Annotated in this window: 10 protein-coding genes and 1 tRNA gene; 1 reads left to right on the top strand and 10 read right to left on the bottom strand. The window is 68.3% G+C overall.

Annotation, left to right across the window (positions count from 1 at the left end; translation table 11 throughout):
* Nucleotides 1-357 precede the first annotated feature (357 nt).
* Nucleotides 358-786 (bottom strand): NUDIX hydrolase, encoded by a 429-nt coding sequence (locus tag AB0H21_RS24155; protein WP_358520331.1) that lies wholly within the window; start codon nt 784-786, stop codon nt 358-360.
* Here AB0H21_RS24155 and AB0H21_RS24150 point away from each other — a divergent pair.
* The gene (locus AB0H21_RS24150) at nt 785-1,045 is read left to right on the top strand and encodes a tyrosine-type recombinase/integrase (protein ID WP_358520641.1); all 261 of its coding nucleotides are present in this window, start codon (nt 785-787) and stop codon (nt 1,043-1,045) included. The two genes, AB0H21_RS24155 and AB0H21_RS24150, sit on opposite strands and share 2 nt — an antisense overlap.
* 37 nt (nt 1,046-1,082) lie before the next feature.
* Here AB0H21_RS24150 and AB0H21_RS24145 read toward each other — a convergent pair.
* From AB0H21_RS24145 to dnaA, 9 genes are all read right to left on the bottom strand, one after another.
* Nucleotides 1,083-1,159: transfer RNA gene (locus AB0H21_RS24145), tRNA-Ile, on the bottom strand.
* Nucleotides 1,160-1,356: 197 nt separating this feature from the next.
* Nucleotides 1,357-2,148 (bottom strand): DUF3566 domain-containing protein, encoded by a 792-nt coding sequence (locus tag AB0H21_RS24140; protein WP_358520329.1) that lies wholly within the window; start codon nt 2,146-2,148, stop codon nt 1,357-1,359.
* Nucleotides 2,149-2,351: 203 nt separating this feature from the next.
* Nucleotides 2,352-4,898, bottom strand: a complete 2,547-nt coding sequence (gyrA, locus tag AB0H21_RS24135; RefSeq protein ID WP_358520327.1) for a DNA gyrase subunit A — start codon at nt 4,896-4,898, stop codon at nt 2,352-2,354.
* A 50-nt stretch (nt 4,899-4,948) separates the two neighbouring features.
* Nucleotides 4,949-6,892, bottom strand: a complete 1,944-nt coding sequence (gene gyrB, locus AB0H21_RS24130; protein ID WP_358520323.1) for a DNA topoisomerase (ATP-hydrolyzing) subunit B — start codon at nt 6,890-6,892, stop codon at nt 4,949-4,951.
* 346 nt (nt 6,893-7,238) lie between these two features.
* Nucleotides 7,239-7,778, bottom strand: a complete 540-nt coding sequence (locus AB0H21_RS24125; protein ID WP_358520320.1) for a DciA family protein — start codon at nt 7,776-7,778, stop codon at nt 7,239-7,241.
* The gene (gene recF / locus AB0H21_RS24120) at nt 7,768-9,006 is read right to left on the bottom strand and encodes a DNA replication/repair protein RecF (RefSeq protein WP_358520317.1); all 1,239 of its coding nucleotides are present in this window, start codon (nt 9,004-9,006) and stop codon (nt 7,768-7,770) included. Before recF ends, AB0H21_RS24125 begins: the two co-directional genes overlap by 11 nt.
* A 212-nt stretch (nt 9,007-9,218) precedes the next feature.
* Entirely contained in the window at nt 9,219-10,256 is a 1,038-nt protein-coding gene (gnd, locus tag AB0H21_RS24115) for a phosphogluconate dehydrogenase (NAD(+)-dependent, decarboxylating) (protein WP_358520638.1), read from the bottom strand.
* Between the two features lie 31 nt (nt 10,257-10,287).
* The gene (dnaN, locus tag AB0H21_RS24110; protein WP_358520635.1) at nt 10,288-11,421 is read right to left on the bottom strand and encodes a DNA polymerase III subunit beta; all 1,134 of its coding nucleotides are present in this window, start codon (nt 11,419-11,421) and stop codon (nt 10,288-10,290) included.
* A gap of 604 nt (nt 11,422-12,025) precedes the next feature.
* Nucleotides 12,026-14,083: a chromosomal replication initiator protein DnaA gene (dnaA, locus tag AB0H21_RS24105; protein WP_358520315.1), complete on the bottom strand. Its 2,058-nt coding sequence runs from the start codon at nt 14,081-14,083 to the stop codon at nt 12,026-12,028.
* Nucleotides 14,084-14,610 lie beyond the last annotated feature (527 nt).

Genomic DNA, 14,610 nt, shown 5'->3' with positions numbered 1-14,610 from the left:
GGGACGATCATGCGCGTCTCGAAGGTGGTGCCATGGCATGGACCGTGAGGCGCGCAAGGCGCTGCTCGGATTGACGGGCTTCGTGGTGGGTTGATTCGTGATTCGCGTGGCCGACGACTACTGAAGGTCCGCAGAGAATCACCATGACATATCTGGTTGCGGTTGCTGTGGTGGCTGGCTTCTTCTGGCTCGTGGGCGTGCTGCTGTTGCATTGGTGGGTCCGCTCGCCGGACAGGGAATCTGGAGAGGGACGAGACCCACGAAGGTTGAGATGCTCCTGGTCGAGATCTTTCGAGGGCGTTCCCAGCGGCGGCGCGTGCTTGCGGCAAGATCCTGAGTGCTTGTCAGGCGACTGGTTCAGAGCAGGTGGGTGCCGTCGTGGTGGCGGATCGCCGGCGTCGGGTCGTTGCGCATGGCGTCCAGGACGCGGACGGCGAATGCCTCGGATGCGAGAGTGCGGACCTCGTCTGCGGTGACCCAGCGGAATGAGCGGGTCTCGTCGGTTTCGGTGAGGTGGCCGCTGATGAGCTTGCAGCGGAAGACCAGGGCGACGATGCCGCGGGTCATGTTCTTGTAGACGCCGGTGAGGGTGACGGGTTCGACGTCGAGGCCGGTTTCCTCGCGGACTTCGCGCAGGAGGCCGGTGATGATGTCCTCGTCGCGTTCGAGGACTCCGCCTGGGGCTTCCCAGTGGCCGTTGTCGCGGCGTTGGGTGAGGAGGGCGCGGCCTTGGTCGTCGATGATCACGCCTGCCACGCTGACCGAGTGCGTGTTGTGGTGATCCATCGGGATTACCTCCGGCGGTGCGGGTCGCTATCCTCAAGACCGTTCGGACGAGGAGCTGAGGCCGATCCGGCTGCACGATCTTCGGCACACGGCGGCGTCACTGCTCAAGAAGCTCGGTGTGGCGCCTCGGGATGCGATGGAGATCCTCGGGCACAGCCGGATCTCGGTCACGATGGAGATCTACACGCACGGGGACGAGGAAAGCCGGGAGAGCGCGATTCGCAAGGTCAACGACCTGTTTCAGGGGCCGTTGCAGTAAAACGCCCCATACGTTGATCCGTACGGGGCGTTTTGGCTGGTGGGGCTACCAGGACTTGAACCTGGGACCTCTTCCTTATCAGGGAAGCGCTCTAACCGTCTGAGCTATAGCCCCGTTGTGCGGTGCAGAGAACACTATCGTCTTCGTCGGGCTGAGGCGAATCGTCTCTCTGACAGGGAAAAGCTTACCGTGCTCTGGGGCCGCGCGCGCCAACGGGATGGAGTCGTTACCGGGCGGGCGGCCGGGGCTTGGGGGTGCCGTCGGGTGGTGATACCGGTGGGCGGCAGCCCCCTGGCCACGGGCGTTCAGGTCTACTCGGCCTCGCTGAAGGTCACCTCGACGCCGCCCACCAGGTCGGAGGCGACGTTGTAGATGACCGAGCCGAGGGTGGAGAGCGCGGTGATCAGGACGACGTTCACCGCGCCGAGCAGGGCGGTGTAGCCGAGGATGCGCACCGGCTCGAACCAGGACTTGATGTCGATGCCGCTGTTGTTCTTGCCGTCGGCGCCCGTGAGCTGGGTCACGACGTTCACGATCGAGTCGAAGACGCCGAGCGCGGACAGCACGCCGTACAGGACGGCGACGGCCACGAACAGGACCACGAAGCATACGAGCGAGACGACGAAGCTGAACTTCATCGCCGACCAGGGCTCCACCCTGCGCAGGACGAGGTGGGCCTTGCGGGGGGCCTTCAGCGGCGCGGGCTTGTCGCGCCGCTCCTGGCCGACGATCGGCTCCGGGGTGGCCAGGGCCGAGACGTTCCCGGGGGCGGGCTTGGGCGCGCCGCCGGGGCCGGAGGGCCTGCCACCGGTGGACGGGCGGGCGCCAGGGCCCCCTGGGCCGCCGGGACCCGGGCGTGGGGGCGCGGACGGCATGGAGGCCGAGGAGGGCGGCATAGGGGCGGACGGAGGCTTCTGGGAGGGCCTCGTCGGGCCGCCCCCCGCGCCGTCTGAGGAGGAGGGCGACCACGAGTTTTCGGGCACGGCGGACGAGCGGATGCGCATGGTGGCGTCCCTGCCCTCGCCGTTCTCACCCGGGCCCGCGTTGCCTCCGGGCTTCTGGCCGCCGCCGGCGGAGGCAGCAGCGTCGTCATCACTGGTCACGACGACAACTGTGTCATCCGGCGGGTTGGTCGACGCGCGGACTTTACCCGGGGCGTCCGGGCTGTTCACGCTTTCTGTTACCTGGTTACGGGTCGACGAGTTCACCGAAGAGGCCGGCCTGGGGCTCTTGGTGGTCGTCGTGCTTCGCTTGCGGCTCGGCGAACCCGGAGGTTTGCCGGAGCCACCCGAGTTGGATTGTTGGCTCATTCGGTGTCATCTCCCCCGTTGTCCGCTGAATCGCTGCTTCCTGCGTTATCGGCGTTGTCCCCGTTTTCGTCGGCGTCCAGCGATTCCGCGTTGCGGGCGAGGGCGACCACACTGTCCCCCTCCGACAAGTTCATCAGGCGCACTCCCATGGTCTGGCGGCCGGACTGCTTGATCTCGCCCGCGCTCGTACGGATCACCCCGCCTGCGGAGGTGATCGCGAACACCTCGTCTTCGGGACTCACCATGACTGCTCCGACCAGCTTGCCACGGGCACTGACAATCTTCGCAGTCAGTACACCCTGCCCGCCTCTGCCTTGTACGGGATATTGATCCGCGGGTGTCCGCTTCGCATACCCGCCTTCGGTCGCGATAAGCACGTCGTCGCCGTCGCTGACGACGTTCATCGCCAGCAATTCGTCGCCGTCCAGGAATCGCATGCCGATGACGCCGCTCGTGGCGCGGCCCATGGGACGCAGCGCCTCGTCGGAGGCGGTGAAACGGATGGACTTGGCGCCCCGGGAGACGAGCAGCAGGTCGTCTTCCTCGGAGACGAGCCGCGCGGCGATCACCTCGTCGTCCTCGCGGAGGTTGATGGCGATCAGGCCGCCGGTCCTCGGGGAGTCGTACTCCGCCAGTCGGGTCTTCTTCACCAGGCCGCTGCGGGTCGCCAGCACCAGGTAGGGCGAGACCTCGTAGTCACGCAGGTCGAGAACTTCCATGACATGTTCGTCGGGCTGCATCGCCAGAAGGTTCGCGAGGTGCTGGCCGCGCGCGTCACGGCCGGCGTCGGGCAGCTCGTAGGCCTTGATGCGGTAGACACGGCCCTTGTTGGTGAAGAAGAGCAGCCAGTGGTGGGTCGTCGTGACGAAGAAGTGCTCGACGATGTCGTCCTGCCGGAGCTGGGCGCCGCGCACGCCCTTGCCGCCGCGCTTCTGGGCGCGGTACAGGTCGGTCTTGGTGCGCTTGGCGTAGCCGCCACGGGTGATCGTGACGACCATGTCCTCTTCGGCGATCAGGTCCTCGATGGACATGTCGCCGTCGTAGGCGATGATCTCGGTCTTGCGCTCGTCGCCGTACCGGGAGACGACCTCGCCGAGCTCGTCGGCGACGATCTGCCGCTGCCGGGATTCCGACGCCAGGATCTCCTGGTAGTCGGCGATCTGCGTCATCAGCGACTCGTACTCGTCGATGATCTGCTGGCGCTCCAGGGCGGCCAGCTTGCGGAGCTGCATGTCCAGGATGGCCTGGGCCTGGATCTCGTCGATCTCCAGCAGCTCGATCAGGCCGCCGACCGCCTGCGCCGCCGACGGCGACCGGCGGATCAGCGCGATGACCTCGTCCATGCGGTCCATCGCCTTGAGCAGACCGCTCAGGATGTGGGCGCGCTCCTGGGCCTTGCGCAGAAGGTAGCGGGTGCGCCGGACGACGACCTCGACCTGGTGGGCGACGTAGTGCTTGACGAACTGGTCCAGGCGGAGCGTGCGCGGCACGCCGTCGACCAGCGCCAGCATGTTGGCGCCGAACGTCGTCTGCAACTGGGTGTGCTTGTACAGGTTGTTCAGGACGACCTTGGCGACGGCGTCGCGCTTGAGCACGATCACCAGGCGCTGGCCGGTGCGCGAGGAGGTCTCGTCGCGGACGTCGGCGATGCCGGAGATCTTGCCGTCCTTGACCAGCTCGGCGATGGTGAGCGCGAGGTTGTCGGGGTTGACCTGGTAGGGGAGCTGGGTGACGACCAGGCACTGGCGGCCCTTGGCGTCCTCCTCGACCTCGACGATGGCGCGCATGGTGATCGAGCCGCGCCCCGTGCGGTACGCGTCGTCGATGCCACGGCGGCCGACGATCAGCGCGCCGGTGGGGAAGTCGGGCCCCTTGACGCGGGCGATCAGCGCTTCGAGCAGTTCCTCCTCGGAGGCGTCCGGGTGCTCCAGGCACCAGCGGACGCCCTCGGCGACCTCGCGCAGGTTGTGCGGCGGGATGTTGGTCGCCATGCCGACCGCGATGCCGGCCGCGCCGTTGACCAGCAGGTTCGGGAAGCGCGACGGCAGGACGACGGGCTCCTGGGACCGCCCGTCGTAGTTGGGCTGGAAGTCGACGGTCTCCTTGTCGATGTCACGGAGCATCTCCATGGCGATCGGCGCGAGCCGGCACTCGGTGTACCGCATGGCGGCGGCCGGGTCGTTGCCGGGGGAGCCGAAGTTGCCCTGGCCGTCGACCAGCGTGTAGCGCAGCGCCCAGGGCTGCGCGAGCCGCACGACGGTGTCGTAGATCGACGCGTCGCCGTGCGGGTGGTAGGAACCCATCACGTCGCCGACGACGCGGGAGCACTTGAAATATCCGCGGTCGGGCCGGTAGCCGCCGTCGTACATGGCGTAGAGGACACGCCGGTGCACGGGCTTGAGGCCGTCACGGACATCGGGGAGCGCCCGGGACACGATGACCGACATCGCGTAGTCCATGTAGCTGCGCTGCATCTCGGACTGGATGTCCACAGGCTCGATGCGGTCAGCGGGGGTCCCCGGCGGGACGTTGACTTCAGTCACGGGTGATGTGTCCTTTTACGAGATGAGCGAGATGGTCCGTAAGGCTGCCGCTACACGTCCAGGAATCGGACATCCCGTGCGTTTCTAATGATGAACGACCTGCGCGCCTCGACGTCCTCCCCCATCAGAACGGTGAACATCTCGTCCGCCTGGGCGGCGTCGTCGAGGGTGACCTGAAGAAGAACCCGGGTGGCCGGGTTCATCGTGGTGTCCCACAGCTGGGCGGCGTTCATCTCGCCCAGCCCCTTGAAGCGCTGAACGCCGTCGTGCAGGCGCGGGTCACGGCGCCCCTGCTCGATGCCGGCGTTGATGATCGAGTCGCGCTCGCGGTCGGAGTAGGCGTAGCTGGCGTCCTCGCCCTTGCGGTCCCACTTGATCTTGTAGAGCGGGGGCTGGGAGAGGTAGACGTGCCCCGCCTCGATCAGCGGCCGCATGAAGCGGAACAGCAGCGTCAGCAGCAAGGTGGTGATGTGCTGACCGTCGACGTCGGCGTCCGCCATCAGGATGAGCTTGTGGTAGCGGAGCTTCTCGATGTCGAACTCGGCGTGCACCCCCGTGCCGAGCGCGGTGATCAGGGCCTGGACCTCGTTGTTCTTGAGGACCCTGTCGATGCGGGCCTTCTCGACGTTGAGGATCTTGCCGCGGATCGGGAGGATCGCCTGGAACTTCGGGTCACGGCCGCCCTTGGCCGAACCGCCCGCCGAGTCGCCCTCGACGATGTACAACTCGCACTTCTCCGGCTCGGTCCACTGGCAGTCGGCCAGCTTGCCCGGCAGCCCCGACCCGGCCTCCAGCAGCGACTTGCGCCGGGTGAGGTCGCGGGCCTGGCGCGCGGCGATGCGGGCGCGGGAGGCCTGCAGGGACTTGTTCAGGATCTCCTTGGCCTCGCCCGGGTTGCGCTCGAACCAGTCGCGCAGGGAGTCGTTGCAGGCCTTCTGGACGAACGACTTGGCCTCGGTGTTGCCGAGCTTGGTCTTGGTCTGGCCCTCGAACTGCGGGTCCGCCAGCTTCACCGAGATGATCGCGGTGAGACCCTCGCGGATGTCCTCACCGGTGAGGTTGTCGTCCTTGCCCTCTTTGAGGATCTTCTGCTCGCGCGCGTAGCGGTTGACGATGCTGGTCAGCGCCGCGCGGAAGCCCTCCTCGTGAGTGCCGCCCTCGGCGGTGTTGATCGTGTTGGCGAAGGTGTAGACCGACTCGGTGTACGAGGCGTTCCACTGCATGGCGATCTCGACGGAGATGCCGTCGCCCTCGGCCTCGAAGTCGATGACCGAGCCGTGGACGGGCTCCTTCTTCGAGTTGATGTGCTGGACGAAGTCGGAGATGCCGCCCTCGTAGTGGTAGGTCACGACGTGCGGTTCGCCGTTGACGTGGTCGGCCCGCTCGTCGCGCAGGATGATCGTCAGGCCCTTGTTGAGGAAGGCCATCTCCTGGAACCGGCGGGACAGGGTCTCGAAGTTCCAGGAAGTCGTCTCGAAGATGCCGCCGTCGGCCCAGAAGATGGTCGACGTGCCGGTCTCGTCGGTGGGCTCGCCGCGCTCCAGGGGAGCGTTGGGGACGCCCCGGGTGTAGGACTGCCGCCAGTGGTAGCCGTCCCTCCTGACCTCGACCTCCAGGCGCGTGGAGAGGGCGTTGACGACCGCCGCGCCCACGCCGTGCAGACCGCCGGAGACGGCGTACGACTTGCTGTCGAACTTGCCGCCCGCGTGGAGCACCGTGAGCACGACCTCGACGGCCGGGCGTTGCTCGCCGGGGACGATGCCGACCGGGATGCCGCGGCCGTTGTCGACGACGCGGACGCCGTTGTCGGCGAGGAGAGTGACCTCGATGTGGTTCGCGTACCCGGCGAGAGCCTCGTCGACCGAGTTGTCCACGATCTCCTGGACCAGGTGGTGCAGGCCCCGTTCTCCGGTCGACCCGATGTACATGCCGGGGCGCTTTCGAACCGCCTCAAGACCTTCGAGAACGGTGATAGAGCTAGCGTCGTAGGACAAGTGCCAAATCCTCCTGCCGTCGGACACGCGACAGAAGAGGCCATCATGGGCTGCCCCTGCCGTGCCCGTCACCGTCGTGAGTGCCTCGATGCGACCACCCGGGGGTACCGGCGCGTGGCCGGGGGTGACTCGCATGCGGACGTGTCCGGAATCCGGTTTCATTCTACCGGTCAGAAGCGCATCAGGTGGCATTGACGGCCGCTGTGGTGGCCTGTCGGGCGTTGAATACCCTCTTCGGCATCCCCCCACCGGGGATGGGGGTCACCACCGCCAACGGGATTCTGATCGGTTTCCGGGGGGCGAGCACCCCGCCGCACGGGGTTCGGCGGCGCGGGTGAGGGGGCGCTCAGCCGTACGTGTCGCCCGGACCTCTGCTTCCGGTAACGCGCAGCCCACCGGCCGGTCTTGGCCCGTTCTGCGGACCGCGTACCTTCACCCTTCGAACGGTACCGTCGCCGAGTTCCTCGTTCAGCCGCCTGACCAGCGTGGACGCCAGCATGCGCACCTGGGTGGCCCAGGCCGTCGAATCGGCCACGACCACGAGCTCGCCGTCGACCAAGGTCTCGGGCTTGGTGTGGAGGGCGTTCTCGGGGCCGACGATCTCGTGCCAGCGCCCGAAAACTCCCCCGACCGCAGCCGACTGCTCCCACCCCCGGTCGGACAGAAGATCGCGGATCGCGCGGCCGAAGAGCTGGGGATCGCCGGAGTCGCGCCGGACCGCCGAACGGCGCCTGGGCTCGCGCCGGGGGAGCCGGCCGCGCTTGGCGGCGTCCGCCTTGGCCTGGGCGAGTTTCTCGCGCGCCAGGGCGGCCCCGCGCGCGGCGAGGCCCTCCGGGGACTGCACCCCCGTCACCGCCGGCGTCTCGGCGCCGAAGTCATTTGACACGGGTGACGCTCCCTTCCGCGACGTCGAACCGGGCACCCGCGAGCTGCGCGGGGACGTCCTCGGGCACCGCGGCGGTGATCAGCACCTGCTCGGCGGGGCTCACGATGTCGGCCAGGCTGCGGCGCCTGCGGCTGTCCAGCTCGGCGAAGACGTCGTCGAGGATCAGGACCGGGTCGCCGCCCTCGGCCCTCAGCAGGTCGTAGGCGGCGAGCCTGAGCGCCAGCGCGAACGACCACGACTCGCCGTGGCTGGCGTAACCACGCGCGGGAAGCTCACCGAGGCTGAGGAAGAGGTCGTCGCGGTGGGGGCCGACGAGCGTCACGCCGCGTTCGAGCTCGGCCGACCGCGCCTCCAGCAGGGCCGCACGCAGGGCTTCCTCCAGGGCCGCGCGGTCGGCCACAGGGGCCGCCGGACCTGTGGACGGCGGGCCTGCGCCGGTATCCCCCGGTTCGCCCACCCCTGTGGAAACCGTGGACAGCGTGCCGCGGTATTCGATTCCGGCGGGGGCGGAGGCCGGGGCGAGCAGCGCGTACGCCCGCGCGACGTACGGCCGAAGCGCCTCCACCAGCTCCAGCCGCGCGGCGAGCAACTCGGCGCCGTGCCGGGCGAGGTGGACGTCCCAGACCTCCAGCGTGGACAGGGCGTCTCCGGCGCCGGCGGCCGAGAACCCGGCCTCGGCCTCCTGGTGGCGCGGGCTCTGCCGCCTGCCCGGCCGCGCCTGCATCGCGCTGCGCAGCAGGGCGCTCCGCTGCTTGAGCACGCGGTCGTAGTCGGCGCGGACGCCCGCGAAGCGCGGCGCGCGGGACACCAGCAGATCGTCCATGAACCGGCGCCGGTCGGACGGGTCTCCCTTCACCAGCGAGAGATCCTCGGGCGCGAAGAGCACCACGCGCAGCAGGCCGAGGACGTCGCGCGGCCGCGGCACCGGTGAGCGGTTGAGCCGGGCGCGGTTGGCACGGCCCGGGTTGATCTCCAGCTCGACCATGGCGCGGCGGTCGTCGCGGACCACCACGGAACGAATGATCGCCCGTGCGGCTCCCTGGCGGACCAGCGGGGCATCGGTCGCCACCCGGAAGCTTCCCAGCGTCGCGACGTAGCCGAGCGCCTCGACCAGGTTGGTCTTGCCCTGGCCGTTGGGGCCCACGAACGCCGTCACCCCGGGCTCCAGCTCCAGCTCCACGGAGGAGTAGGACCGGAAGTCGGTCAGCGACAGGTGGGCGACATGCACCTCACGAAGGTTAGTGGGCCCCTACGACAACATGGGCACAACTTGTCCCGGCGGCCTCCGCGCGCCCGGTCATGGGCCGCCGTGCCGTAGGCGCCTCCAGGGGCCTGTGGTGCGCAGGAGGGCCCTGAGCCGGCGCGCACCCAAACGGACTTGGACGATGCGCGCGCGGGAGCCCTGGGACCCTTGGAGGGCCTCAGAAGGGGCGGCCCGGCTCAGCGCTGCGCTTCCACCGGCGGGACGACGTCGGCGCCCGGCGCGTCGGCCCCCTTCGCGTGCTGGCCCTCGGCGGAGGACACGGCGTGGCCGCCGAACTGGTTGCGCAGGGCCGAGACCATCTTCATCGCGGGAGAGTCGGTCTGGCGGGACGAGAACCGGGCGTAGAGCGCCGCGGTGATCGCGGGCAGGGGCACGGCGTGGTCGACCGCGGCCTGGACCGTCCAGCGGCCCTCGCCGGAGTCCTCGGCGTAGCCCTTCAGCTCCGCCAGGTCCTTGTCCTCCTCCAGGGCGCGGACCAGCAGGTCGAGCAGCCAGGAGCGGATCACCGTGCCCGTGCGCCAGCTCCTGAAGGTGCCGGGCACGTCGGTCACGGTGTCCGTGGCCTCCAGGAGCTCCCAGCCCTCCGCGAACGCCTGCATCACGCCGTACTCGATGCCGTTGTGGACCATCTTGGCGAAGTGGCCGGCGCCGACCTTGCCGGCGTGGACGAAACCGTCCTCACCCTCGGGCTTGAGCGCCTCGAAGATCGGCATCAGCTTGTTCACGACCTCGGTCTCGCCGCCGACCATCAGGGCGTAACCGTTACGCAGGCCCCAGACGCCGCCGCTCACGCCGACATCCACGAACGAGACGCTCTTGGCCCCGAGGTGCTCGGCGTGCCTCTGGTCGTCCAGGTAGTGGGAGTTGCCGCCGTCGATGACGACGTCGCCGGGGGAGAGAAGCTCGCCGAGCTCCTCGATCGTCGCCCTGGTCGGGCCGCCGGACGGAACCATCACCCAGACCACGCGAGGGGCGCTCAGGCGCTCGACGAGCTCGCGGAGGCTGCCGACGTCGCTGGCCTTGGGGTCGCGGTCGTACCCCACCACGTCATGACCGGCACGGCGCAGCCGCTCGGCCATGTTGCCGCCCATCTTGCCAAGCCCGATCATGCCGATCTGCATGCCTGTCACCCCTCGATGAAGAAATTCATCATCCACGACGCACCGCTCGCGCCGTACCCCGCCCCGCCCTGTCCAATCAGGGCCCTGTCCAATTGGAGTCGGATCAGACGGGCCGACCGGGATCCTAGCTGGACAGCCGGATCGGCATGATGAGGTACCGGTAGTCGGGCGTGATGCCGTCGTCCACAGGCTTTCCGGTCAGGATCGCGGGCTTCGTGGACGTCGTGAACTGCAGCCGCGCGACGTCGGAGTCGATCGCGCCGAGGCCCTCGAGCAGGAACTGGTGGTTGAAGGCGATGTTGATCTCGTCGCCGTCGAAGTCGACCGGCAGCACCTCGACCGCCTGCGCCTCGTCGCCGCTGCCGGCCTCAAGGACGACCTCGCCGCCGTGGAAGGCCAGCCGCACCGGCGTGTTGCGCTCGGCGACCAGCGCGACGCGCTTGACGGCCTCCACGAACGCGGAGGTCGCGAGGTCGGCGTGCGCGGAGAACTCGGTCGGCAGCAGTGAGCGGTACTTGGGGAACTCGGGGTCGAGCAGCCGGGTGGTGGTGCGACGGCCCGCGCTGGAGAACCCGATCATGCCCTCGCCGGTGCCGCCGGTGGAGCTGAGCGCGATCTCGACCTCGGCGCCGGTGGTCAGGGACTTGGCGGTGTCGGCGAGCGTGCGGCCCGGGATCATCGCGATGGCCGAGAAGTCCGGCTGGTCCGGCTGCCACTTGAGCTCGCGGACGGCGAGGCGGTAACGGTCGGTCGCGGCGAGGGTGACGGTGTCACCCTCGATCTCCATGCGCACGCCGGTGAGCATCGGCAGCGTGTCGTCCTTGCCCGCCGCCACGGCGACCTGGGAGACGGCGGAGGAGAAGATGTCGCTGCCCACCCGGCCGGCCGCCGGGGGCATCGCGGGCAGCGAGGGATAGTCCTCGGCGGGCATCGTCAACAGGGTGAACCGGGCGCTTCCACAGGTGACCACTGCTTTCGCGCCTTCCACCACGAAGTCCACAGGCTGTGCGGGAAGGGCTCGGGTGATCTCGGCGAGAAGGCGGCCGGAGACGAGAACCAGCCCCGGGTCTCCGGTCTGCAGCTCCAGGGTGACCTCGGCGGACACCTCGTAGTCGAATCCCGAGAGCTTGAGCTGCTGCTGGTCGGTGACCTCCAGCCGCATGCCGGCGAGCACCGGCACCGACGGCCTCGCGGGCAGGCTGCGCGCGGTCCACGCCACCGCCTCTGCCAGCACGTCTCGTTCGACCCGGAACATCACGTGGATCCGCCTCCTGTTGATGAGCTGTGTATCGGTGTGTCGGTCGCTGGGCATCGCGGTCTTCGTCCCGGCTCAGGCGCTCCGCGCCCTTGGTGCAAGTCTTCACCCTCGGGCACGGGCGCACCTCCGGAACCCTTCTATGGGTCTTGAGTTCTTAGTAGAGAGAGATACAGGTCATCTAAGTAGGGGCCGTGGATACTGTGGAAGTCTACTGTCTTCCCAGCTCAGAGGCCTTTTGTTATCCACCGGGCCTGGGGATGACCGGTGGGTATCCGAGCCCGGCCTGGGGATGACGGAAGGTTACGCACAGGCCGTCCCCAGATTCGGGGCCCTTCATCCACCGGTCATCCACGAGGTTTCCACCGGTTATCCACGGGGTAGGACGGACATTTCGGAGGGGGGCTCCGACGCTACCCACAGGCCGTCCACAGGTCGTCCACGAGTAGTCCCCAGGTCTTCCCCAGGATGTCCCCAGAGTTGTCCCCAGGGTCGGTAACCAGGTTTCCCGGCCGGTCGCTTGCTTGTTCGCCTCCCGTGCGCCGATTTCGAGGCATTCATCGGCAGTGTGCCCTGATCCACAGAGTTATCCACAGGCTGTGGATCATCAGGCGCTACGGGAGTTCTGTTTGATGCGGTTCGTCAGCTCGGTGACCTGGTTGTACATCGACCGGCGCTCCGCCATCAGCGACCGGATCTTGCGTTCCGCGTGCATGACGGTGGTGTGGTCGCGTCCGCCGAACTGCTGGCCGATCTTGGGAAGCGAGAGGTCGGTGAGCTCGCGGGCGAGGTACATGGCGATCTGCCGGGCCGTGACCAGCACGCGCGAGCGCGAACTGCCGCACAGGTCGTCGATGGACAGCCCGAAGTAGGCCGCCGTCTGCGCCATGATCGTCGCGATCGTTATCTCGGTGCTGGAGTCCTCGGTGATGAGGTCCTTGAGTACGACCTCGGCGAGCTGGAGGTCGACCGACTGGCGGTTGAGGCTCGCGAACGCCGTGACCCGTATGAGCGCGCCCTCCAGCTCACGGATGTTCGTCGAGATCTTGCTCGCGATGTATTCGAGCACGTCACCGGGCGCGGCGAGCCCCTCCTGGATCGCCTTCTTGCGAAGGATCGCGATGCGCGTCTCGAGCTCGGGCGGCTGCACGTCGGTGATCAGCCCCCACTCGAACCGGTTGCGAAGCCGGTCCTCCAGGGTGACCAGCTGCTTGGGCGCCCGGTCGCTGGAGATGACGATCTGCTTGTTGGCGTTGTGGAGGGTGTTGAAGGTGTGGAAGAACTCCTCCTGGGTCTGTTCCTTTCCCTCCAGGAACTGGATGTCGTCCACGAGCAGGATGTCCACAGCCCGGTACCGGGCGCGGAACCCGTCCGCCTTGTGGTCGCGGATCGAGTTGATGAAGTCGTTGGTGAACTCCTCCGAGCTCACGTACCTCACCCGCGCGCCGTCGTACAGCCGCTGCGCGTAATGCCCGATCGCGTGCAGAAGGTGGGTTTTCCCCAGCCCCGAATCGCCGTAGATGAACAGCGGGTTGTACGCCTTGGCCGGCGCCTCGGCCACGGCGACGGCGGCCGCGTGCGCGAACCGGTTGGACGCGCCGATGACGAACGTTTCGAATGTGTACTTAGGGTTCAGCCGGGCGGGCTCGCTGGGCTTGCCGCCCCTGCCGTCCCAGCGGTTCTGCACAGGCGGCCGGTCGAAGTTGTCCGGATCCTGGCGCGGACGCGGCGGTTGTGCCTCCGGCCTGCCCGGATACGACGGTTGTGTGGCGTATCCCCCGATGGGAGAGGAGTACGGCTGCCCGGCCTCGCCTCGCGCGTACGGCTGCGGCGGCTCGACCCGGGGAAAGGGCTGTGAGGAGTCGCCCCGAGGCTCCGCCGGGTACGGCTCGGCGGCCTCGCCACGGGGAAACGGCTGGTCAGACCGGGGAAAACGCTGCTGGGCCTCGCCGCGCGGAAAGCCCTCGCCACGGGGGAAGGGCTGCGGGGAATCGCCGTGGGGATAGCGCTGCGCGGCGTCGTCACGCGGGAAGGGCTGCTCGGACGCGGCGGCGTCCTGCTGCGGGGCCAGGGGCTGGTCGAGCCCGCCCTTGCCCTGCCGGTCGAAGCCGTCCTGCCGCTGGTAACCCTCCTGTGGATAACTCTGGGACGGGCCGGCGGGCGCGTCGCCGTAGGAGCCCTCGGAGTTGTCCCCATAGCCGTAGGAGAACTGCTGGCCCTGTGGGCGAGCCTGTGGATAGTCGGTGGATATCCCCTGATCGCGATACGGCGGATGGCCCATGGACCCCTGGCCACCAGGCTGTCCGTATCCCTGCTGCGGTTGTCCACCCTGGGGATAACCCTCGCCGCGCGGAGCGGGATTCTGGGGATAACCCGTCCCCGAGGAGGGAGGCGCGTCGCCGGAGCCCGCGAGCGGGTCCACCAGGACGGCCACCCGCATCGGCCGGCCGAACTCCTGGGAGAGCGCCTGGGCGATCATCGGGCGGAGCTTCGTCTCCAGGACGTCCTTGGCGAAATCATTGGGCGCCGCGAGGATGAGCGTGTCGTTGGCCAGCCCGAACGGCCGGGTCAGGTTCAGCCACGCGCGCTGCTGGGACGAGACCCGTCCCTCCGAGAAGCTCTCCAGCGCTCGGGCCCACAACGAGCCGAGGTCGACGCCATCCATTGGTCGGCCCCTCCTCCCTCAACGCGGCCCCCGTAAGCTCGCCGCGGTTCGTTATCCACATGGACGCCCATCGGAGCAGGCTCCGTCGGTGCCGGGCCTCGCGGCTGTCCCCACAGCGTTGTCCGCAGGCTCCTTTCGGTGGTCCACATCGGGTCCACACTCTTTCCACAACCCTCGGAGGAGCCTCCAGGCACTTTGACTAGCGGGAGGGAAGGTTCCGGAGGGCCGACAGTAGCGCTGTGCACACCCCTGTTCAAGACGTTGTCCACAGCCTAGTGGCAGGTTGGGGAAGACACGATGCACATGCTGTGGATGACGGGGCGCCGGTGGATAAAGGGGCTGTGGAATAGTGGATAACCTGCGGCGGACTCGCGGGGACACCCGTCCGGTTTGACCTTTGCCCCGCCTGCCCCGTAACGTACGACGGTCGGCTTGTCGCGCGACGGCACTTCGGCGTGCCCGCGCATCCGGCAAGCTTTGCCCTGTGTTTCACTCACTCCGCACCGCGTGCGGGTGAACTCAAGCCT

Source organism: Sphaerisporangium sp. NPDC051011, assembly GCF_040653595.1.
In the GTDB taxonomy this organism is placed as follows: domain Bacteria; phylum Actinomycetota; class Actinomycetes; order Streptosporangiales; family Streptosporangiaceae; genus Sphaerisporangium.
This window is presented reverse-complemented; position numbering and strand designations above follow the sequence as displayed.

Coding starts and splice junctions, on each gene's coding strand:
- AB0H21_RS24155 (WP_358520331.1), bottom strand. CDS start 786: ATGGATCACCACAACACGCACTCGGTCAGCGTGGCAGGCGTGATCATC.
- dnaA (WP_358520315.1), bottom strand. CDS start 14,083: ATGGATGGCGTCGACCTCGGCTCGTTGTGGGCCCGAGCGCTGGAGAGC.